The 21,127-nt window shown below is 76.0% G+C and carries 15 protein-coding genes; 3 read left to right on the forward strand and 12 right to left on the reverse strand.

Features of this window, described 5'->3' with window-relative positions:
- Window positions 1-71: 71 nt before the first annotated feature.
- The 5 genes from OG550_RS12655 to OG550_RS12675 all read right to left on the reverse strand — a co-directional run bounded on the left by OG550_RS12655 (window position 72) and on the right by OG550_RS12675 (window position 4,625).
- A complete protein-coding gene (locus tag OG550_RS12655; RefSeq protein ID WP_327676998.1) occupies window positions 72-614 on the reverse strand; it encodes a SigE family RNA polymerase sigma factor in 543 nt (180 codons plus the stop codon).
- 95 nt (window positions 615-709) lie between these two features.
- The gene (gene mycP, locus OG550_RS12660) at window positions 710-1,951 is read right to left on the reverse strand and encodes a type VII secretion-associated serine protease mycosin (protein ID WP_327677000.1); all 1,242 of its coding nucleotides are present in this window, start codon (window positions 1,949-1,951) and stop codon (window positions 710-712) included.
- A gap of 74 nt (window positions 1,952-2,025) precedes the next feature.
- Window positions 2,026-2,319 carry a WXG100 family type VII secretion target gene (locus OG550_RS12665; protein ID WP_327677002.1) on the reverse strand — a complete coding sequence of 98 codons (294 nt, stop codon included), beginning with the start codon at window positions 2,317-2,319 and terminating at the stop codon, window positions 2,026-2,028.
- A 126-nt stretch (window positions 2,320-2,445) separates the two neighbouring features.
- Window positions 2,446-2,745: a WXG100 family type VII secretion target gene (locus OG550_RS12670; protein ID WP_327677004.1), complete on the reverse strand. Its 300-nt coding sequence runs from the start codon at window positions 2,743-2,745 to the stop codon at window positions 2,446-2,448.
- 185 nt (window positions 2,746-2,930) lie between these two features.
- Window positions 2,931-4,625, reverse strand: coding sequence for a type VII secretion protein EccB (locus OG550_RS12675; protein WP_327677006.1), 1,695 nt, complete (start codon window positions 4,623-4,625; stop codon window positions 2,931-2,933).
- Window positions 4,626-4,794: 169 nt separating this feature from the next.
- On the opposite strand from OG550_RS12675, the gene eccE reads away from it, so the two are divergent.
- The 3 genes from eccE (at window position 4,795) to OG550_RS12690 (ending at window position 9,194) form a co-directional block, all read left to right on the forward strand.
- Entirely contained in the window at window positions 4,795-6,180 is a 1,386-nt protein-coding gene (gene eccE, locus OG550_RS12680) for a type VII secretion protein EccE (RefSeq protein ID WP_327677008.1), read from the forward strand.
- Entirely contained in the window at window positions 6,180-6,953 is a 774-nt protein-coding gene (locus tag OG550_RS12685) for a hypothetical protein (protein ID WP_327677011.1), read from the forward strand. Before eccE ends, OG550_RS12685 begins: the two co-directional genes overlap by 1 nt.
- Before the next feature lie 129 nt (window positions 6,954-7,082).
- A complete protein-coding gene (locus OG550_RS12690) occupies window positions 7,083-9,194 on the forward strand; it encodes a MinD/ParA family ATP-binding protein (protein ID WP_442905987.1) in 2,112 nt (703 codons plus the stop codon).
- Between the two features lie 90 nt (window positions 9,195-9,284).
- Here OG550_RS12690 and OG550_RS12695 read toward each other — a convergent pair whose 3' ends face one another.
- The 7 genes from OG550_RS12695 to infB form a co-directional block, all read right to left on the reverse strand.
- On the reverse strand, window positions 9,285-10,229 hold the full coding sequence (locus OG550_RS12695; RefSeq protein ID WP_327677012.1) for a bifunctional riboflavin kinase/FAD synthetase: 945 nt from the start codon (window positions 10,227-10,229) through the stop codon (window positions 9,285-9,287).
- A gap of 66 nt (window positions 10,230-10,295) precedes the next feature.
- Complete coding sequence (locus tag OG550_RS12700) at window positions 10,296-14,195, reverse strand: trypsin-like peptidase domain-containing protein (protein ID WP_327677014.1); 3,900 nt, start codon at window positions 14,193-14,195, stop codon at window positions 10,296-10,298.
- Window positions 14,196-14,563: 368 nt separating this feature from the next.
- Entirely contained in the window at window positions 14,564-15,502 is a 939-nt protein-coding gene (gene truB / locus OG550_RS12705) for a tRNA pseudouridine(55) synthase TruB (RefSeq protein WP_327677016.1), read from the reverse strand.
- A gap of 161 nt (window positions 15,503-15,663) precedes the next feature.
- Window positions 15,664-16,779 carry a DHH family phosphoesterase gene (locus OG550_RS12710; RefSeq protein ID WP_327677018.1) on the reverse strand — a complete coding sequence of 372 codons (1,116 nt, stop codon included), beginning with the start codon at window positions 16,777-16,779 and terminating at the stop codon, window positions 15,664-15,666.
- A 2-nt stretch (window positions 16,780-16,781) separates the two neighbouring features.
- Window positions 16,782-17,225 carry a 30S ribosome-binding factor RbfA gene (gene rbfA / locus OG550_RS12715; RefSeq protein WP_327677020.1) on the reverse strand — a complete coding sequence of 148 codons (444 nt, stop codon included), beginning with the start codon at window positions 17,223-17,225 and terminating at the stop codon, window positions 16,782-16,784.
- A 153-nt stretch (window positions 17,226-17,378) separates the two neighbouring features.
- On the reverse strand, window positions 17,379-17,675 hold the full coding sequence (locus tag OG550_RS12720; RefSeq protein ID WP_327677022.1) for a DUF503 domain-containing protein: 297 nt from the start codon (window positions 17,673-17,675) through the stop codon (window positions 17,379-17,381).
- A 151-nt stretch (window positions 17,676-17,826) separates the two neighbouring features.
- A complete protein-coding gene (gene infB, locus OG550_RS12725) occupies window positions 17,827-21,009 on the reverse strand; it encodes a translation initiation factor IF-2 (RefSeq protein ID WP_327677024.1) in 3,183 nt (1,060 codons plus the stop codon).
- Between the last annotated feature and the right edge of the window lie 118 nt (window positions 21,010-21,127).

Here is a 21,127-nt window from a genome sequence, read left to right on the forward strand (position 1 = left end):
GCAGTGGACGGTGGGCGGTGGGCGGTGGGCGGTGCAGGGTGCCGCGCGCGGTCAGCGGGGCCGGAGGCCGCTCAGCGGGCGGCCAGCTCGGGAAGCGAGTCGCCGAGCTGCGAGCGCAGCCTCTCCAGTGCACGGGTGGTACGGGTGCGGACCGCCCCCGAGGACACCCTCAGCACCTCGGCGGTCTCCTCCACGCTGCGGTCCTCCCAGTAGCGCAGCACCAGCACCGCCCGGTCCTTCGCCGACAGCCCGTCGAGCGCGTCGAGCATGGTCAGCCGCAGTGCGCGGTCCGCCTCCCGGCCCTCCGGCTCGGGCAGCTCCCCCGTGGGCCGCTCACCGCTCGAACGGCGGCGCTGCTGGGCGAGGAACGTGCGCACCATGACGGTGTGGACGTAGGCGCCGGGGTTGTCGACCCGGTGCCGTCCGCCGCTCCAGCCGCGGCGGCGCCACAGCACGTACATCCGGCCGAGGGCCTCCTGGACGAGGTCCTCGGCGTAGTGGGTGTCGCCGCTGGTGAGCAGGCACGCCGAGCGGTACAGCCGCCCGGTGTGGCCGGCCACGAGTTCCAGGAACTCCCCGTCCCTGACCTCGCGTGTGCCCCCGGTCCGCCCCATCCGTGGTGCCCTCCCCCGATGCGATACCCCGACACCATGAGGATGCGGTGAGCGGCCCCGGATGTTACAGCCGGGCCGGAAGAGATTTTCGAGGATCAGTCAGGGGTCCGCCGGCGGTGGTCGCGGAGCACCACGCCGCCGCCGATCAGCAGGGCCGTCAGCAGCGCGCCGACGCCCAGCACGTACGTCGCGGTCCGGCCGTCGCGGTCGGCCTGCGTCTCACCGAGGCCGACCGGACGCGGCACGATCGGGGCGGCGGCCAGCCGGACCGGCGGGTCCTCCACGGGGTGGTCCGGCGGCGACACGGGCGCGGTGGCGACCGCCTTCACCGGGTCGACCACGCCCCACCCGACGTACTCGTTCGGCTTGTGGTCGGTGCGCTGCGCGGTCTGCTCGATCCAGGCCCGCACCTGGCTCGGCCGCCAGTCCCGGTGCGCGCCGACCAGCAGCGCCGCCAGCCCGGACACGTACGGCGCGGCGAAGCTGGTGCCGTTGTCCACGCACTGGCCGCCGCGCGGGACGGTGGAGAGCATGTCGACGCCGGGCGCCGCGACGTCCACGAAGTCGCCGTACTGGGAGAAGTAGGTCCGCTCGTTGTTGCGGTCGGACGCGCCCACCGCGAGCACGGTGGGGAAGGCCGCGGGGTAGGTGTCGCCCTTCTTGCCGTCGTTGCCGCTGGAGGCGACCACCACCACGCCGCGGGTCTCGGCGTTGTCGACGGCGGCCTTCAGCTCGTCGTAGCCGACGAAGCCGATGCCGCCCGCGCCGCGCACGTCCTGCGAGATGTTGATGACCGCGGCGCCCTGCCGGACGGCCGAGTCGATCGCCTCGACCAGCGAGTGGACGTCGCCGTTGCCCTCGGCGTCGTTCTGCCGGATCGACAGGACGGTGGCGCCGGGTGCGATGCCGACGAAGCCGGTCTGCTCGCTGCGGCCGGCGGCGATGATGCCCGCCACCTTGGTGCCGTGGCCGACCAGGTCGTTCCGGCCGCCACCCTCGACCCGCCTGCCCTCCTTGTCCTTCAGCAGCGAACCGCCGTCGACCACCCGGCCGGCGAGCTGCGGGTTCCGGTCGTCCACCCCGGTGTCGATGACCGCGACCAGCACACCCTCGCCGGTGGTCGCGCCGCCCTGCCAGAGCTCGTCCAGCACCATCCGCTGCAGCGACCACGGGACGGCCTGCACGTTCTGCGCGGACTTCCCGCAGTCCCCGGCGGCCGCGACGCCCGGTCCGAACGCCGCCGCCGGCGCCGCAGACGGTCCGCCGAGCACCGCGAACGCCGCCAGCGCCGCGGCCGCCGTCCGGTACCTGACCACCGGCACCCTGCCACCCCTCATGTCGTCCACCCCCGTCGCGGCCGGGCCCGGAGGGCACCCGCCCTCGGCGGGCCGTGCTCGGGCCCCGGCCGCCGTCAGCCCGTCCAGAGGGTGGCGTTGCGGTTCTCGGTGCTCTGGTAGCTCTCGGCCGCCTTGTCGAGGGAGTCCGCGATCTGCGCCAGCACCTGCTGCAGGTGGGCGGCGCGCTGGTCCCACTTCGCCTGGTGGGCCTGGTAGCCCTGCTGGGCGACACCCTCCCAGCTGGAGGCGATCCTGGTGACGCCCGTCTTCAGCTCCTCAAGCTGGGCGCTGATCGTCTGCGCGGTCCGGCGGACCTCCGAGCCGGTGCTCTTGATGGTGTTGAAGTCGACGAGAATGTGTTCGGCCACGATGTCTCCTAGTCGAGGCTGCGAGGCACCCCGTCACCCGAGGGGCGCGTCGCCGGGTGAGCGGACGGTGCCGGGGATCGGACCGGGCCGGAGGCCGGACCGTTTCGGGGGCGGGTCGTTGCGGGGTCAGACCGTGCCGGCGCCGAAGGCCGCCTGCTGCTCGGCGTCGGTCTGCGCGTACTTCCGGGTCGTGAGCTCGATCGCTTCCTTGATCGCCACCAGCGACCTGTTGAGCTCCTGGGCGTCCGTGTTGAACTGGCCCTGGAGGTTCGCGTAGGCCTGCGCGGCCTGGCCCTGCCACCCGCCGGTGATCGAGCCCACCAGGTCGTCGAGGCCCTTGATCTCGGTGTTGATCCTGTTGATGACCTCGTCCATGTGCGCGGCGAACGCCAGCATCTCCTGAGCCGTAGTCCTGAACTGACCCATGCTCCACCGTCCCCGATGAGACAGACCCGTTTCGGAGGCCGCCCTCCGCGCCCCCGGGCACCACCGGTGTGATGTCCTGCAGCACTGTAGTCGGCACACGCAGCTCACCCAACCTCAACCGACGGCCGGTTACCGAGCCATGACGTGGATGCCAACTCCTGTGCCCCTGAAGGGGAAAGACCCGATCATGCGTTCTGTTGCCGAGCGGCGCTCTTCGCGTTCAGCGCCGGTCCGGCGGGCACCAGGTCCGACCACTGCCGGGGCACCGGCGCCGGCCGGAGGCCCCGGTAGCCGAGCCGCGCCTGGTTGCCGCCCGGCTCCTCGGGCTGCGGCTGCCCGGACGGGGCCACCGGCGGCCCGGACGGGCCCTTCGACGCGGCGCCCTGGCCGCCCCGGTCGCCCGGCTGGGCCGACTGGGCCGGCGGCGCGGACTGGTCCCCCTTGCCGCTGTCGCCACCGGCCGGAACCGGGTACCGCAGACCGGTCTCGGTGATCAGGTAGTCCGTTCCGGAGCCGTCCGCCCCACCGTCCAGCGCCCGGTAGAAGAGCCCGTACCCGGGCGTCACGTGCGCCGACGAGGCGCCGTCGCCGTACCGCACCGGGTAGTCCGGACCGACCCAGACGCTGCGCCTCGGGGTCCGGCCGTCCTCCGCCACCCCGTCGAAGGTGCTGCACACCACCGTCCGCGCGTCCCTCTGCGCCTGCCGGTCGTTGGCCGGAGCGCCCGTCCTGGTCGGCCAGTCGGCCGCGTCCTCGGCCATCAGCGGGACGCTGCTGTTGAGCGCCGCGTGCTCGGCCGGGGTGATGTCCTCGATCCGCGGGATCCGGTCGGCGTCCTGGTCGTACAGCGGCTGCAGCAGCGGGTTCTGCCGGATCAGTTCGGCCTGGAACGGGCTGATCAGCAGCAGCTGCGTCCGGCCCACCACGTAGTGCCGGTCGCCGAACCGGACCAGTCGGCCCACCTTGCGGTTCTCCGGGTTCTGCAGCGCCACCGAGGAGTTGGGCCCCCTGGTGTCCGGCACCAGCCCGTCGATCCGCGGGAAGACGATGTCGCTGCCCGGTGCGAGCGTGTCCAGCCAGTCCTTCGTCACCTTCTGCGGGCTCGCGGTCGCCCCGAAGACCGCCCCCATCAGCTGCGTCCGGGTGGCGTCCGAGTCCTCCGGACCGCCGATCGCGTGCCGGCGGCCCTTCGCGTCCACCAGGAACAGCCGGGCCTCCCCCCGGCCCGTACCCGCCGGACCGGGCGGGGCCGCCACCTGCGGGTCGTCCGCCTGCTGCACGAGCAGCGCCCGGTCGCCGTCGAGCAGCCGGTCCGCCGCCTCCAGCGCCCGGGCGTCGGCACCACCCGCCACGAAGACCGCCTGGTCGACCGTGCTCCCCCGGTCGTCCCCGCCCGGGCGGTCGCAGACCGACCACTTCATCGGCTTGCTCGCGTTCTCCTTGGACGGCAGCTTGTCCGGGGCGTAGGGGATCCCGATCGTCGGACCGTGGTCGGGGTACCTGTCCAGCACACCGTCGTCGACCACCACCACCTTGGCGTCCACCGGCAGCACCAGCCGCGCCGACGACATGTTCAGCACCTGGTGCAACCGCTTGGTCCGGCCGTCCGGATCGGTCAGCACCACGTACCGGGTGGTGCTCTGCTTGCCCTGGACGACGAACCCGCCCTCGTCCCAGCCCACCGGCGCGCTCGGTCTGAACACCCCCCAGAGGCCGAAACCGCCCACCAGCAGCGCCCCGACGACGACGCTCGGCAGGACCGCCCTCACCGGGCGCGGCGCGTCCTCGTCGCCGCCCCCGCCGCCGGGCAGCAGGAACGCCGCGACCGTGCGCTTGCGGGCGAAGGTGTAGGCGTTCAGCTCGTCCCGGCGCGATGCCATGCTCGTCGTCTCCCCTGTCCGACCGACCTGCCCCGTGGCCCGCGACCACCGGGCGCGAACGGGCTCGAACCCTCTACGATGCGGCAGCAGACGGTGAGTACCGTACGGCTACGGTTCGCCAACCAGCCAGCCCTGCACGACAACTGACGCAGAGAGGGGCACGCGGGGGATGCCAGGCCAGACCGCTCCAGGACGTCACGACACGGCACGGGGCGGCGGGGCACGGCGCCCCGGCCGAAGTACGCGCCCCGGCTCCGCGCCCTCCGCCCCCGACCGGTCCGCCGGCCCCGTACCGGTCCGCATCCACCCCCGGCCCGGACTGCTCGGCGGCCGGCCGAGGCTCCAGCAGATCGTCCTGGTCGAGGTCGCCCTGGCACTGACCGCGGTCGGCTGGACGATCTGCCGGCCGGCCGCCGCCGCGTTCGGCGCGGTCGCCCTCGCCCTGCTGGCGCTCGCCCTCGTCCCGGTCCGCGGCCGCACCGCCCCGGAGGCGCTGCGGGTGCGCGCCGCCCTGCGGGCCCGCCGCAGGCGCGCCCGGGCCGACGGCCCGCCCGCCGGCACCGACCCGGCGCTCGCCCCCGTGCTGGAGCTGGAACCCGCGCTGCGCACCTGCACCCACACCACCGAGACCGACTCCGGCGGCCGCCCCGTCCGCCGGGAGACCGGCATGGTCGGCGACGGCACCTTCCTCAGCACCGTCCTGCTCGTCCAGGCCGAGGACCTCCCGCTGCGCCCGGCCCGCACCGCCCGGCCGCTGCCGCTGGACGTCGTCTGCTCCGTGCTGCGGGTCGACGACATCACCCTGGAGTCCGTCCAGCTGGTCCAGCACACCCAGCCGGCGCCCGCACCGCACCTGCCCGAGCAGTCGCTCGCCGCCCACGCCTACCGGGAACTCGCGAACGGCACCGCCACCCCCGCCCTGCGGCTCACCTGGGTGGCGCTCAGGCTCGACCCCGAGCGGGCGGCCACCGCGGTACGCGCCCGGGGCGGCGGGGAGGAGGGCGCCCGCAAGGCGCTCCAGCGGGCCACCGACCAGCTCGCCGGGCGGCTGAACAGCGCCGGCTTCAACGCGACGGTCCTCGACGAACGCGAACTGATCGCCGCGCTCGGCACCTCCACCTGCGCCAACCCGCTGGCCACGGCCGGCCGCCAGGGCACCGCCGGCGGCATCGGCAGCGGGCGGCGGGCCCAGGAGAGCAGCCGGTTCTGGCGGGTCGACGACCGGTGGCACAGCACCTACTGGATCTCCCGCTGGCCCCGGCTGGGCCGCCCCGGAGGCCCCCCGGGCCCGATCGCCGTCCCCGACCTGGTGAACCTGCTCACCGGCGCACCGGCGCTGGCCAGCACCTTCAGCCTCACCGCCGGACACGGCACCGGCGGCTCGGTGACGATCAGCGGCCACGTCCGGGTGACCGGGCGCAGCGAGAGCGAGGCGGACCGGACCGGGCGCCAGGTGGAGGCCCGGGCCCGGAGCACCGGCCTCGGGCTGACCCGGCTCGACCTCGAACAGGGCCCCGGCATGCTCGCCACCCTGCCACTGGGAGGCACGTCCTGATGGTGTACCAGGGCTACCGGACCACCGGGGCACCGGCCGGTGCGGAACCGCGACCGGGGCACCGGCCCCGGCTGCTGCCCGGCTTCGGGCTGCGCGGACCGCGTCGGGAGAAGCACGTGCTGGCCGTCGGGGAGCTGGACGCGCTGGCCTTCCCGGTCGGCGACGACGGCGTCCTGGTCGGCGAGGACGTGCACCGGGCGCAGCCCGCCGTGCTCGGGCTGTTCCGGCCCGGCGCCCGCGACCTGGTCCTGGTCGGCGGCGTGTGGACGGCGCAGGTCATCGCGCTGCGGGCGGCGGCCACCGGCGCCCGGGTCGCCGTCGAGACCGCCCGCGCCCACCTCTGGGGGCCGCTCGCGCAGGCCGCGGGCGGCGGCCAGCCGTGCGTGACCGTCCACCAGGCCGGTCGGCTCGGCCCGCAGGGCGCCTCGGTCACCTCGCCGGTCCTGGTGGTGCGCGACCTCGGCGCCCGGCCGCCGCGCAGCCGGCTCTCCGCCGCCCCCTGGCAGACCGGCCTGACCCTGCTGCCGCACCTGGGGCCGAACGCGGCCCAGCTCCTCGCCGCGGCCGACCTGGTCGGGGTTCAGCGGGTCTCGCCGCAGGAGGCGGAGCTGATCGGCCGGGTGCTGTCACTGGGGCCGCAGGAGGTCGGAGCGCTTCCCGCCCTCACCGAGGACCTCACCCTCTGGGCGACCCGGATGAGCCGGCAGTACGTACGGGTCGTCGCCGGGCTGGCGGAACGGCGGTACCTGGGCGGCCCGCGCCGCATCGACTGACCCGGCCGATCCCGGTCACGGCCCGGTCGGAGATGAGATACCGCCTTCAGCGGGGGGTGGCTCACGGCCTAGGCTGTGATGCGGCAACGGCACCGCGAACATGCGGCGGCGAACACGAGGGAGCCCTAGGTGAGCAGCGATCGGGACGGCGTCTACGTCGGCGACAACGCGGCGGAGGACGACGACGACTGGTCCGACGCGCCCGACTACACTCCCCCGTCCTGGTACGTGCAGCCGGACGCGCCGGGGGCTCCGCCGGCGGCTCAGGCCCCTGCTCCGGCGCCCGGTCCGGCCCCTGCTCCCGCCCCCGCCGCTCCCGTACCCACGCCCGCCCCGGCTCCGGCTCCGGCGGCTCCCGCGCCCGTCGCGCAGCCGCAGGTCCAGCCCCAGCCGACCGCACCGGCCCCCCAGGCCGCGGCCCAGCACGTCCCGTTCGCCGCGCCGCACGCCGCCCCGGCCGTCCCCGCCCCGGCCCCGGCCCCCGCGCCCGCGCCCGCGCCCGCGCCGCACGCGCCGCACGCGCCGCACGCGGAGCAGCCGCCGACCGCCGCCCAGCCCTGGCCGCCGGCCGCTCCGGCGCCCGGTCCGGCTCCGGCCCCGGTGCAGCAGCCGGCTCCGTACCCGGACCCCCAGCAGGCCCCGGCCCAGCCCTGGCAGCAGCAGGCCCCGCAGCCGCAGCCCTACCCGCAGCAGCCCCAGCAGCCGCTGGACCCGCAGGCCGCCGCCTGGGCCGCCGCCCAGCAGGCCCCGGCCCCGCAGCCCGGCCCCGCCGATCCGCGCGCCGCCGGCTGGCCGCAGCCGAACGCCTACCAGCAGCCCGCGCAGCCCGGTCCCGCCCAGCCCTGGCAGCAGCAGCCCGACGCCCCGCAGGCCCCTGCCGCGATCCAGCAGTCCGGCCCCCCGCAGCAGACCGCGCACGGCGCGCCGCTCGGCTACACGGCCGCCGTCGAGCTCTCCTCGGACCGCCTGCTGCGCAGCCAGCCGAAGCAGCAGCGCCAGCAGCCGCGGTTCCAGTTCGGCGGCAAGGCCGCCGCCGCCGAGAAGTCCCGCAAGCTGGAGATCATCCGCACCCCGGTGCTCAGCGGCTACCGGATCGCCGTGATCAGCCTCAAGGGCGGCGTCGGCAAGACCACGACCACCACCGCGCTCGGCGCGACGCTGGCCAGCGAGCGCCAGGACAAGGTGATCGCGATCGACGCCAACCCGGACGCCGGGACGCTCGGACGCCGGGTCAAGCGGCAGACCGGCGCGACCATCCGCGACCTGGTGACGGCCATCCCGCACCTGCGCAGCTACATGGACATCCGCCAGTTCACCTCGCAGGACCTGCACTCGGGCCTGGAGATCCTGGCGAACGACGTCGACCCGGCCGTCTCGACGACCTTCAACGACTCGGACTACCGGCAGGTCATCGAGGTGCTGGGCCGCCAGTACCCGATCATCCTGACCGACTCCGGCACCGGCCTGCTGTACAGCGCGATGCGCGGGGTGCTGGACCTCGCCGACCAGCTGATCATCGTCTCCACCCCCAGCGTGGACGGCGCCTCGTCCGCCTCGACCACGCTGGACTGGCTCTCCGCGCACGGTTACGCCGATCTGGTGCAGCGCTCGATCACGGTGGTCTCCGGGGTCCGCGAGACCAGCAAGATGATCAAGGTCGAGGACATCGTCGCGCACTTCCGGACCCGCTGCCGCGGCGTGGTCGTGGTGCCGTTCGACGAGAGCCTGGCGGCCGGCGCCGAGGTCAACCTCGACATGATGCGGCCCAAGGTCCGCGAGGCGTACTTCGACCTGGCCGCGCTGGTCGCCGAGGACATCGTCCGCGCCCAGCAGGCCGCCGCCCAGCAGTCGAGCTGGCAGCAGCCGGGCGCGCAGCAGTACACCGCCGCACCGCAGCCCTACGCCCCGCAGCAGCAGCCCCACCCGGACCCGCACCAGCAGCCGTACCCCCAGCAGCCCGGACAGCCGGGTCAGCCGTGGCAGCAGCCGGGCCCGCAGCCCGCCCCCGGCGCGCCCTGGTCGCAGCAGCCGGGCCAGGCCCCACCGCCGCCCCCGCCCGGCTACGGCTACCCGCCGCAGGGCGCGCCCCAGCCGGGCCCGGAGTGGCAGCAGCCGCCGCAGCAGCCCGCGCCACCGGCCGGCGGCTACGGCTACCCCCAGCCCCAGCCCCAGCCGCACGGCGGGGACCAGCAGCCGCCCGCCGGGTACGGCTACCCGCCGCCGCCCCCGCAACAGCAGTAGCCGACGGCGCCGCGCAGACGCGCGAAGGGCCCGCCGACCGGGTGACGGTGTCACCGGGTCGGCGGGCCCTTCGCGCGCGGGGCGGGCGGATCAGCCCGCGTCGGTCAGCTCGCGCGACCTCTTCACGTCGTCGGCCATCCGGTCCAGCAGCGCCTCGATCGAGTCGAACTTCTCCATGCCGCGCAGGTAGGCCAGGAACTCGACGGCCGCGTGCAGCCCGTAGAGGTCCAGCCCGACCCGGTCGATGGCGTACGCCTCGACGGTCCGGGCGGTGCCGTCGAAGGTCGGGTTGGTGCCGACCGAGATGGCCGCCGGCATCCTCTCCCCGTCGGCCGTCAGCCAGCCCGCGTACACCCCGTCGGCCGGGATCGCGCTGTGCGGCACGGTGTCCACGTTGGCGGTCGGGAAGCCGAGCTCGCGGCCGCGCTGCGCACCGCGCACCACCACGCCCTCCACCCGGTGCGGGCGGCCCAGCACCTCGCCGGCCCCGGCCACGTCGCCGCCGGCGACCAGCCGCCGGGTCAGCGTCGAGGAGAACGGCTCGCCGTCCCCCGCCGCCCCGCGCACCTGGAGGTCGACCACCTCGACACCGCAGTCGGCCGCCCGGCCCAGCTCGGCCAGCAGCGCGACGTCGCCGGCCGCCCGGTGACCGAACCGGAAGTTCGGCCCCTCGACGACCAGGCACGCGTGCAGGGCGTCCACCAGCACCTGCCGGAAGAACTCCTCCGGGGACTCCTTGGAGAACTCGGTGGTGAACGGCAGCACCAGGACGGCGTCCACGCCGAGCTCCTCGATCAGCTCCGCGCGGCGGGGCTGCGGGGCCAGCAGCGGCGGGTGGCTGCCCGGGCGGACCACCTCGCTGGGGTGCGGGTCGAAGGTGACCACGACCGAGCGGACACCGAGCTCGCGGGCACGCTCGACCGCCCGGTTGATGATCAGCTGGTGTCCGCGGTGCACTCCGTCGAACGAGCCGATGGTGACGACGCTGCGTCCCCAGTCACCGGGGATCTCCTCCAGGCCACGCCAGCGCTGCACCCTGACCGCTCCTTGTTCCGTACGACGCGTACCTTCTGTACGCTCAAACGCTCAAAACCCGAACCCCTATAGCGTGCCATGCGCCTGTCCGGAGTTCGGCACCGGAAGGCGGGTTGGACGCACCACCGGGTGCCGGGCCCCGGCGGCGGAGGCCCGGAGCACCTCCGTCCCCGCCCCGCGCCCGGCAACCGGCCCCTCGCCGAGCCCTCCTCCGGAGCCGTCGCCGAAGCCGTCCGCGTCGCCCCCGGTCCGGCGCTCGGCCTCGGCGGCCGCGTACTGCGGATCCCGGCCCGCCGCCACCAGGGCGCGCAGCCGGTCCAGCCGGGGCCCCGCCGGGCGCGCCGGGCGGCCGTCCTCCGGCCACCGCGCCAGCAGCAGCGCGAACGCCGCCGACCGGCCGGCGCAGCGGACCAGCAGCCCGTCCGGGTCCGGCAGCCCGGCGGCGGCCCGGACCAGCACCGCCCGGGCCCTGGCCGGCCGCTCGGCCGCGCAGTGCTCGGCCAGCGCGGCCACGGCGGCGGCCAGCACCTCCGGATCGGTCTCGGTGGCCAGCAGGGTGTCCAGCAGTTCGCAGCGCAGGGCGTCCGCCACCGGGTCGGCCACCGGACGGGACAGCACCTCGGCGAACGGCCGGCGGACGGCGACGGCCCGGGCCGCGAGCGCGCTGCTCAACAGCACCCGCAGCTCCAGCCGGGCGGCCGCGCCGTCGACGGCCCCGCCGGCCAGTCGGCGGCCCAGGTAGTCGACGGCCACCGGCCCGGCCAGCGCCGGGCGCTGGCGCAGCAGCCGGGCCGTCAGCTCGGCGCCCCGCCGGACGGCCGACGGCGAACGGGCGTCCGCCAGCACCCGGAGCGTCCCGGCGACCGGCGGCCCGGTGACGCTCGGCCCGGTCGGCGGCGGCCCGGTGACGCTCGGCCCCGGGACCGGCCGGAGGGGGCCCGCCGCCGCTTCCGGTCCGTCCAACCGGGCGGCGAGCGCGGCCAGCACCGGCTCCGGGTCGCTCTCCAGGGCCGGGGCCAGCGCCCGCGCGGTGAGGAAGCCGTCCTCCCCGCGCCGGTAGGCGGCCAGCGCCGCCGGCAGGTGGGCGGCCCTGGTCCGCGCGTCCCGGACCAGCAGGGCGAGCGCCGCACCGTGCAGGCCCGACTCGTCCTCCCGGGCGAGCAGGGCGAGCGCGGTGAACCGCAGCAGCTCCGGCCCGGCGCCGCTCGCGTACGGTGCCGCGCGCAGCGCGTGCACGGCGGCGGCGACATGCCGTTCGGGCCGCGGGTCGTGGCTCCAGCGGTCCACCGCCCGGCAGAGCGCCGAGGGCTCCTCGGCGGCCAGGACGGCGAGCAGCGCGTCCGCCCCGGGGTGCGCGGCGCCGGCCAGCGCCTCGGTCAACTCGTCCAGCGCCAGGGCGCGGTGGGTGTACAGCAGGTCGTGGACGAGGTCGGCGACGGTGCTGCCGGGGCGGGCGGGCAGCCGGCGCGGATCGTCGAACCAGGCGCAGAGCAGCGGAAGCACGCCCGCCGGGTCGCCCCGGAGCCGGTCGGCCACCGCGGCGAGGAACCGCCGGTCGGGGCCGTCGGCGGCCACCAGGCGCCGGTACAGCGCGAGTTCGCGTTCGAGGGGCAGGCCGAGACCGGCCCAGAACGCCGGCCCGAACCGGCCGAGCCCGGAGTCCGGGAGCTGTTCGAACCCGCCTGCCTCCGCGGCACGTTCGACGATCCGTTCGGCCAACTGTTCCAGCAGCGCCCGGTGTTCGGCCAGGTCGGGGCTGGCGGCGAGACCCGCGGTGAGCAACCGCCCGGCCCACCACCCCGGTTCACTGCCGGACGGGCGCAGGTCCAGGGCCCGCCAGATCCGGTGCAGCCACGGGTCCAGCGCCGGCGCGCCCCAGGTGTCGGCGAGCCGCCGGAGCGCGGCGGCCACCGGGCCGACCCTGCAGCGGGGCACCGTCCGCACCTCCCCGGAGGGGCGGGTGTCCTCGGCCTCGCCGAGCAGCAGCCGCAGCGCCGCGTCGAGGTCCAGGTGCAGGCCCTGCAGCCAGTCGGCGAACTCGCCGTGCGCGAAGCGGTAGCCCGGCCCGGCCGGCACGAACAGCCCCTCCGCCAGCACCGCGGCGGCCCAGCCGCCCGCGGCCGGGAAGAGCTCCTCGAACGCCGCCCGGCCCAGTCCGCCCGGCTCCGCGCCGAGCATCCGCCGGGCCGCCTCGTGCACCCGGCCCGCCACCGCCGCCGCCAGCCGCCGCACCCGCCCGTGCCCGGCCGGGCGGACGGCGCCCCGCCGGTGGGCCCCCGGCCGACGGGGCCGGCCGTCCTCGACCAGCCGCCGGGCCGCCCGCAGACAGCGCAGGTCGAGGTGCGCGGCGAACAGTTCGCCCCGGCCGGCGGGCTCCCCGCGCAGCCCCTCCGCCCACAGCTCCCCGGCCAGCCGGACGGCGAGCGGGTGCCGGGCGTCCGCGTCCTCCGGCCACCCCGGCGGCAGCCCGTACCGGCGGCGGACCCGGTCCGCCGCCTCGGCCGGGAGCGGTCCCAGCCGGCGGACGACCACCCGTACGGCGGGAGCGGCCGCGGTGGCCGAGGCGGCCGACCCACCGACCGGCCCGGACGCCGCGAGCTCCGGCCCGCCCGCCGGGACCAGGAAGTCCCCCGCGCCGCCCCCCGGTGCCAGCCGCTCCCAGGCCTCCTCCCCGCAGGCCGTGAGCAGCCGCGCGCCACCGGCCGCCAGCCACCGTGCGGCCGCACGCAGCCAGTCGGCGTCCAGCGGCACCGGCGCCTCCTCCGGCCCGTCCAGCACCACCAGCAGCGGCCGCCCGGCCGCCGCGCAGAGCGCCGCCACCCCGCCCGGCGCGGGCGGCGGGGTCCCCAGCTCCGCCGCCGCGGCCGCGAGCGCCCGCTCGACGGCGTCCGCGAGCGAGGTGTCCCCGGCAGCCAGGTCGGCTCCGCGCAGCCAGAGCGTGGGCCGCGGGTGCTCCCCTCCGCCGCGCCGGGCGGCCAGGGCCGCCAGTTCGGTGCTCCGTCCCGACCCGGGCGCCCCCACCAGCGCGACGACTCCGGCCCCCGCCCCCGCCGGGCCGCCCGGTCGGGCCGCACCACCCGCGCCGCCGTCGCTCCCGTCGCCGCCGTCGCTGCCGTCGTGGCCGGGCCACTCCCCCAGCCCGTCCGGCCGGTCCACCCGGTCGGCGGCCAGACCGGCCACCCGGCCGGGCCCCGCACCGGCCCCGGCCAGCTGGGCCGAGGCCAGCCGGAGCACCCCGGCCAGGTTGAGCGCGCCGCCGTACGCCGGCACACCGGCCGCGTTGCGGGCGAGCGCTCCGGCCAGCTCCGTCCCGCCGCCCCCGGTGTCCGCCATGGCCACCGCCACCGGGACGGCGATCGGCGGCCCCGGCCGGCCGGGGTGACGCAGTGCGGGCGCGACCACCGCGACCACCGTGCCGCTGCGGGCGTCCAGCACCGGCGCACCGGCCGGCACCGCGGCCGCGTCGGCGGCCGACGGCACGTCGAGCAGCAGGGCGCCGTCGATCGGGTGGAAGCGGTCCGCCCACCCGTAGACGGCCCCGGTGGTCGCGGCCACGCCGCAGCGCAGCAGTACCGTCCGCCCGTCGGGGCGGCCGTCCGCCCAGACCGGGACGGGCACCAGCAGCACGTCCCCGCCGCCCGCGCCCGGTGCCGCCCCGACCGGCAGCGGCGGCACCGGGACCCCGCCGACCGTGCCGGTGTGCAGCAGGGCGAGCCCGAGCCCGGGCAGCTCCCGGACGTCGTCCGGGCCGAGGACCCGGGTCTGGCCGCCCGGGGTGTGCAGGACGATCCGGTCGAGGCCGGCGACGGCCTCGTGGGCGGTGAGGACGGTGCCCTGCGGGTCGAGGACGAAGCCGAGTCCGCGCGGCCGTCCGTCCCGGTCGCGGATCCGCAGCAGCCGGTGGCCGGGGTCGCCCGCGGCCCCGTCGTCCACCGGCAAGCCCAGGAAACCCAGAAGTCCCGGCATTCGCGCAGCCCTCCCGGCAGGGCCGGCCGGCCCGGGAGTGGACTCGTCGCGGCGGCCTGCTCGCCGCCCGGGAGCCTGCCCGGCGCGGGTGCGGACCGACCGCGCCCGCGCCGTTCACGACCGCCGTTCACCTCGCGCGCTCCCCCGTGCGGGTGAACTCCGGGGGCTACGGGCCCCTGCTCTCCCCTCCGGCCCGACGCCCGGAACCCGTTCGGAGGTCGACTCGGAGGTCCGTTCGGAGGTCGATGCGGAGGTCGATGCGGAGGTCCGTTCGGTGCCCAGGACGCTCGAAATCCCACCGGGAACCCCGCCCACCGGAAAGGGCCCCGGGAGCCGAAAGCTCCCGGGGCCCCGCCGTCGGACCCCGCTCAGCCCACGAAGACCGCGACCGGCCGGGCCTGGCCGCCCTTCTCCTCCACCAGCGCGAGGAACCCGCCGTCCGGCCCGAACACCGCGATCGGCCCGTCCACACCCAGCCCGGGCGCCTTCAGCCGGGCACCGTGCGACAACTGCTTCGCCTGGTCGGCGTCGAGGTCCCAGCGCGGGAAGGCGGCCGCCGCGGCCGCACCGATCGGCAGCACCTCCAGCGGCGCCCCGGCGCCCTCGGCGCCTCCGGTGACCGCCTCCTCCAGCTGCTCCAGGGTCCGCGCCGACTCCACCCCGTACGGGCCGACCCTGGTGCGCCGCAGCGCGGTCAGGTGCCCGCCGACGCCGAGCGCGGCGCCGAGGTCACGGGCCAGCGCCCGGATGTAGGTGCCGGAGGAGCACTCCACGGTGACGTCCAGGTCGATCACCGGCGTGCCGTCCTCGGCGACGGCGGCGCGCTGCTCGTGGACGGTGAAGGAGTGGATCGTGGTGGGCCGGGCGGCGAGCTCGAAGTCCTCGCCCTCGCGCACCCGCGCGTAGGACCGCTTGCCGTCGATCTTGATCGCGCTGACCTTGGACGGCACCTGCATGATCTCGCCGGTGAGGGCGGCGATCCCGGCGTCGATGTCCTCCCGGCGCACCGCGTCGGCCGGCGTCGCGGCGGTGACCTCGCCCTCCCGGTCGTCGGTGACGGTGGTCTGGCCGAGCCGGACGGTCGCCTCGTAGGTCTTGGCGGTGAGCATCAGGTGGCCGAGCAGCCGGGTGGCCCGCTCGACGCCGATCACCAGCACCCCGGTGGCCATCGGGTCGAGGGTGCCGGCGTGGCCGACCTTCCGCGTCCCGGCCAGCCACCGCAGCTTGGCGACCACCCCGTGCGAGGTGATGCCCTCCGGCTTGTCGACGATGACCAGGCCGTCCGGACCGGTGCCTTTGCGCTTCATCGGGTTCTTTCTCTGAGGATGGTCAACTACACGGGACGGCCGCCGGCGCCACGCCGACCGCACCGGTCGCGCGCGCGGGCGCACCGCCCGGCCGCCGCCGCGGAGCCCCGCCGCACGGCGCCACCGCACCGGTGCACCGCGCGCCGCCCCGCCGCGGCCGGCTACACGGGCCGCAGCGCGGCCCGGAACCGCTCCACCACGGCGGCGACGTCCTCCCGGACGGAGAAGCCGGCCGCGAAGGTGTGCCCGCCGCCGCCGAGCGCGGTGCAGGCCGCGGCGACGTCCACCGCGCCCTTGGAGCGGGAGGAGCCGCGCAGCGTGCCGTCCGGGTCCTGCTTGAGCACCAGCGCCACCTCGGCCTCGGCCGGGCGGCGCAGGATGTCGATCAGGCCCTCGATCTCCTCGACGGTGACGCTGAACAGCACGAGGTCCTGGTACGGCACCCAGGTCCACACCAGGCCGAGCCCGTCGGCCGCGGCCGGCTCGTAGACGGCCCGGTCGAGCGCACCGGCCAGCACTTTGAGGTAGCCGAAGGAGGAGGTGTCCCACAGCTGCCGGGAGATCAGGTCCTGCCGGATGCCGGTGGCCAGCAGCCGGGCGGCGAGTTCGTGGGTGGCGGGCGTGGTCGCCCGGTACCTGAACGAGCCGGTGTCGGTGGCGACCCCGGTGTACACGCAGGTGGCCAGGTCCTGGTCCAGCTCGACGCCGAGCCGCCGCAGCAGCTCGTCCACCAGGACGGCGGTGGCCGGGGCGCCCGGGTCGATCAGCTGGTGGGTGCCGAAGCCGGGGTTGGAGGCGTGGTGGTCGAAGACCACCAGCACCGGCGCCGCGAACGCCTTGGCGTGCAGCAGGCCGAGCCGGCTCTCCGCGGCCACGTCGAAGCAGAGCACCAGCTCCGGGGTGCCGGGCACCTCCGAGGCGGGCACGATCAGCTCCTGGCCGGGCAGGAACGCCAACGACTCGGGCACGACCTGCGGGTCGTCGCCGAAGGAGACCCGCACCTCCTTGCCGAGGCCGCGCAGCGCCAGCCCGGCGGCCAGGGCCGAACCGAGCGCGTCGCCGTCCGGGCAGATGTGGCAGACCAGGTCGATGGAGCGGGCCCGCCCGATCTCGGCGACCACCTGCTGCCAGACCAGCTCGAAGCCGCTCTCCTCGGCACGCGGCCCCGGAAGCACCGCGAGGGCACCCTCCACCGTGTCGGTGGAGGATGCCCCCGTGGCCGTACCGGCCGTGGCCGTACCGGTTGTCGAACCGGCCTCCGCCGGCTCACCCGCCATGACTACTCGTCCTCGTCGTCACGCTCGGACGCCGGGACCTTGTACGGGTCCGCGTCTCCGGCGTAGGCCGCGCCCGCGGCGGTGGTGCGCACCGCCGCGTCGATGGCCCGGGCCCGGTCGAGCAGGTCGTCGATGTTCCGGGCGTTCTCCGGCAGCGCGTCCGCGACGAAGGTCAGCGTCGGGGTGAAACGCACCCCGGTCTGCTTGCCGACCTCGGAGCGGAGCACGCCCTTGGCGCTCTCCAGCGCGGCGGCCGTGGCCTCGCGCTCGGCGTCGTCACCGTAGACGGTGTAGAAGACGGTGGCCTCGCGAAGGTCACCGGTCACCCGCGCGTCGGTGATGGTCACGAACCCCAGACGCGGGTCCTTGACCCGCCGCTCCAGGGTCTGGGCGACGACCACCTGGATGCGGTCGGCGAGCTTGCGCGCCCTTGCGGTGTCGGTCACGTTGCCTCCTCGTGCAGTGGGCCGGGTACTCGGGCATGCTGCGCGCCCGTCGGGGCCCCTGCCCCAAAGTACCGGCCCGCGCCCAGCCTTGTGGGCGCTCTCGGTCCTGATCTGTGTGAGAACGGCGACTCGCACCGGTCCGCTCCGCAGATCTCATTCATCGTCGTCGTTGTGGTAGCGCCTCCTGGCGGAGAGCAGCTGAACCTCGGGGCGGCCGGCGACCAACCGCTCACAGCTGTCCAGGACCTCGGTGACGTACCCGGCTTCGCCGGACACCACCGCGAGGCCGATCTCGGCCCTGCGGTGCAGATCCTGGTTCCCGGTCTCGGCAGCGCACACGCTGTACTTGCGCTGCAGTTCGGCCACGATGGGCCGCACGATCGACCGCTTCTCCTTGAGCGAGTGGACCTCGCCCAACAGCAGGTCGAAAGTGAGTGTTCCCACGAACATGTGTGACAGGTCTCGCCGACCTGGAGGCCTCGGGGACAGCCCTGGACCGGGCTGGTGCCGGGGAGTGCCCGGTGTCCCTGGACCCTACACAGCGAGACCGGGGCCGGTCGACGGGAATTCCACCCGTCGACCGGCCCCGGACACCACTCGCTTACGCGCGCGGCTTCTCGCGCATCTCGTAGGTCTCGATGACGTCCTCGACCTTGATGTCGTTGAACGACCCGAGCGTGACACCGGCCTCGAAGCCCTCGCGGACCTCGGTCGCGTCGTCCTTGAAGCGGCGCAGACCCTCGATGGTGAGGCTCTCCGCCACGACCTTGCCGTCGCGGATGAGGCGGGCCTTGGCGTTGCGGCGCAGCAGGCCCTCGCGGACCAGGACACCGGCGATGTTGCCGAACTTGGAGGAGCGGAACACCTCGCGGATCTCCGCGGAGCCGAGGCGAACCTCCTCGTACTCCGGCTTGAGCATGCCCTTGAGGGCGTTCTCGATCTCCTCGATCGCCTGGTAGATGACCGAGTAGTACCGGACGTCCACGCCTTCCTTGTCGGCCGCGGCGCGCGCACGACCCTCCGCGCGCACGTTGAAGCCGATGATGATGGCGTCCGAGCCCATCGCCAGGTCCACGTCGGACTCGGTGATGGCACCCACACCGCGGTGCAGGACCCGGAGCTCGACCTCCTCGCCGACGTCCAGCTTGACGAGGGCGTCCTCAAGGGCCTCGACCGAACCGGAGACGTCACCCTTGATGATGAGGTTGAGCTGCTCGATGGAGCCGGCGGCGATGGCCTTGTCCAGGTCCTCCAGGGACACCCGGACCCGACGCTGCGCGAAGGCGGCGTTGCGGTCGCGGGCCGAGCGCTTCTCGGCGATCTGACGGGCGGTGCGGTCCTCGTCGACGACGATGAAGCTGTCGCCGGCGCGGGGCACCGAGGTCAGACCGAGCAGCAGCACCGGGCGGGACGGACCGGCCTCGGCGAGGCTGTTGCCGTTCTCGTCCAGCATCGCGCGGACGCGGCCGTAGGCGTCGCCGACCACGATCGAGTCACCGACGCGGAGGGTACCGCGCTGCACGAGCACGGTCGCCATGGCGCCGCGGCCCTTGTCGAGGTGGGCCTCGATCGCGATGCCCTGCGCGTCCTGGTCGGGGTTGGCCCGCAGGTCGAGCGAGGCGTCCGCGGTCAGGACCACGGCCTCCAGCAGCTGGTCGATGTTGAGACCCTGGCGCGCGGAGATGTCGACGAACATGGTGTCGCCGCCGTACTCCTCGGCCACCAGACCGAACTCGGTCAGCTGACCGCGGACCTTGGTCGGGTCGGCGCCCTCGACGTCGATCTTGTTGACGGCGACCACGATCGGCACACCCGCGGCCTTGGCGTGGTTGAGCGCCTCGACCGTCTGCGGCATGACACCGTCGTTGGCCGCGACCACCAGGATCGCGATGTCGGTGGACTTGGCACCACGGGCACGCATGGCGGAGAACGCCTCGTGACCCGGGGTGTCGAGGAAGGTGATCGGGCGCTCTTCGCCGTTCACCGTCGTCGCCACCTGGTAGGCACCGATGTGCTGGGTGATGCCACCGGCCTCGCCGGCCACCACGTTGGACTTGCGGATCGCGTCCAGCAGGCGGGTCTTACCGTGGTCGACGTGACCCATGACGGTGACGACCGGCGGGCGCGCGGCCAGCTGGTCCTCGTCGCCCTCGTCGGCACCGAAGTCGATGTCGAACGACTCCAGCAGCTCGCGGTCCTCGTCGTCCCGGCTGACGATCTCCAGGACGAAGCCCATCTCGTCCGCCAGCAGCTGCAGCGTGGCGTCGGAGACCGACTGGGTCGCGGTGACCATCTCACCCAGGTTGAACATGACGGAGACGAGCGCGGCCGGGTTGGCGTTGATCTTCTCCGCGAAGTCCATCAGCGAGGCGCCGCTGGACAGGCGAACGGTCTGGCCGTTGCCGCGGGGCAGCATCACACCGCCGACGGACGGGGCCTGCATGGCCTCGTACTCCTGGCGCTTCGCCCGCTTCGACTTGCGACCACGGGCCGGACGGCCACCGGGGCCACGGCCGAACGCACCCTGCGTGCCACCACGGCCGGCCGGGCCGCCGGGACGGCCGCCGAAGCCGCCGGGACGCGGACCGAAGCCGCCGCCGCCACCCGGGGCACCGCCACCGGGACGGGGGCCGCCGAAGCCGCCACCGGCCGGACGCGAGCCCGGACCGGCCGGACGACCGGCGAAGCCGGGACGGGCGCCACCGGCGCCACCCGGACCGCCCGGACGGCCGCCGGGGCCACCCGGACCACGGCCACCCGGGCCGGGACGCGGGCCCGGACCGGCCGGACGCTGGGGCATCATGCCCGGGTTCGGACGCGGCATGCCCGACGGGGTCGGACGCGGGCCGGCCGGACGCGGCATGCCGTCGGGACGCGGGGCGCCACCCGGACGGGGGGCACCGGCACCCTGGGCACCGGGAGCGCCACCCGGACGCGGACGGTCGCCACCGGGACGCGGGGCGCCGCCACCGGGAGCACCGGCACCGCCCGGACGCGGACGGTCGCCACCCGGACGGGGGGCACCGGCACCCTGGGCACCGGGAGCGCCACCCGGACGCGGACGGTCGCCACCGGGACGCGGACGGTCGCCGCCCTGGCCGCCCGGACCGGCCGGACGCGCACCGGGCGCGGCCGCACGACGGTCACCGGGGCGGGCCATGCCGGTCGCACTGCCCGAGGTGAACGGGTTGTTGCCCGGACGCGGGCCGGCCGGGCGCGGGCCCGGACGGGCGCCGCCGCCGGCGGGGGCACCGCCGGCCGGACGCGGGGCCTGCGAGGCCGGGCGCGGGGCCTGCGGGGCCTGCGGAGCCTGGGTCTCGCCGGACACGGGGGCCGGCGAGGAGAACTCGGCCGCCGGGGCGGCCGGGGCCGCGGGAGCGGCCGGACGCGCCGGGCGCGGGCCCGGTGCGGGGGCGCCGGCCGGCTTCGGCGCGGCGGGGGCGGCCGGGGCGGCGGGAGCCGCGGCGGCCGGGGTCGGACGGGGACCCGGAGCCGCGGCGGGCCGCGGTCCCGGGGTGGGCGCACCCGGCCTGGGTGCGGCCGCACCGGCGGCGGAGCCGCCGGCGGGCTGGGGCGCCGCGGGCTTCCGCGGGCCCGGCTTGGCAGCGGAACCACCACCGGTGGGGGCCACTCCCAGCGCGTCAGTCAACTTGCGTACGACCGGCGCCTCGATGGTCGAGGACGCCGAACGGACGAACTCACCCAGCTCGGTGAGCTTGGCCATCACGGCCTTGCTCTCCAAACCAAGCTCCTTGGCGAGTTCGTAAACCCGGACCTTAGCCACTTCACTCCTGTCTATGAGTCCGGGGGGTCTCGTCCGCCGGACCGTCGCTACTTCATGGGCGTACCCATCGCGTACTCATCGCGTACTCATCGAGTGCTCATCGCAATCTCGACCTACT

Source organism: Kitasatospora sp. NBC_00458 (genome assembly GCF_036013975.1).
GTDB lineage: Bacteria > Actinomycetota > Actinomycetes > Streptomycetales > Streptomycetaceae > Kitasatospora.

Coding starts and splice junctions, on each gene's coding strand:
- OG550_RS12720 (WP_327677022.1), bottom strand. CDS start 17,675: ATGTTCGTGGGAACACTCACTTTCGACCTGCTGTTGGGCGAGGTCCAC.
- OG550_RS12670 (WP_327677004.1), bottom strand. CDS start 2,745: ATGGGTCAGTTCAGGACTACGGCTCAGGAGATGCTGGCGTTCGCCGCG.
- truB (WP_327677016.1), bottom strand. CDS start 15,502: ATGAAGCGCAAAGGCACCGGTCCGGACGGCCTGGTCATCGTCGACAAG.
- OG550_RS12700 (WP_327677014.1), bottom strand. CDS start 14,195: ATGCCGGGACTTCTGGGTTTCCTGGGCTTGCCGGTGGACGACGGGGCC.
- eccE (WP_327677008.1), top strand. CDS start 4,795: ATGCCAGGCCAGACCGCTCCAGGACGTCACGACACGGCACGGGGCGGC.
- OG550_RS12655 (WP_327676998.1), bottom strand. CDS start 614: ATGGGGCGGACCGGGGGCACACGCGAGGTCAGGGACGGGGAGTTCCTG.
- OG550_RS12685 (WP_327677011.1), top strand. CDS start 6,180: ATGGTGTACCAGGGCTACCGGACCACCGGGGCACCGGCCGGTGCGGAA.
- mycP (WP_327677000.1), bottom strand. CDS start 1,951: ATGAGGGGTGGCAGGGTGCCGGTGGTCAGGTACCGGACGGCGGCCGCG.
- OG550_RS12710 (WP_327677018.1), bottom strand. CDS start 16,779: ATGGCGGGTGAGCCGGCGGAGGCCGGTTCGACAACCGGTACGGCCACG.
- OG550_RS12675 (WP_327677006.1), bottom strand. CDS start 4,625: ATGGCATCGCGCCGGGACGAGCTGAACGCCTACACCTTCGCCCGCAAG.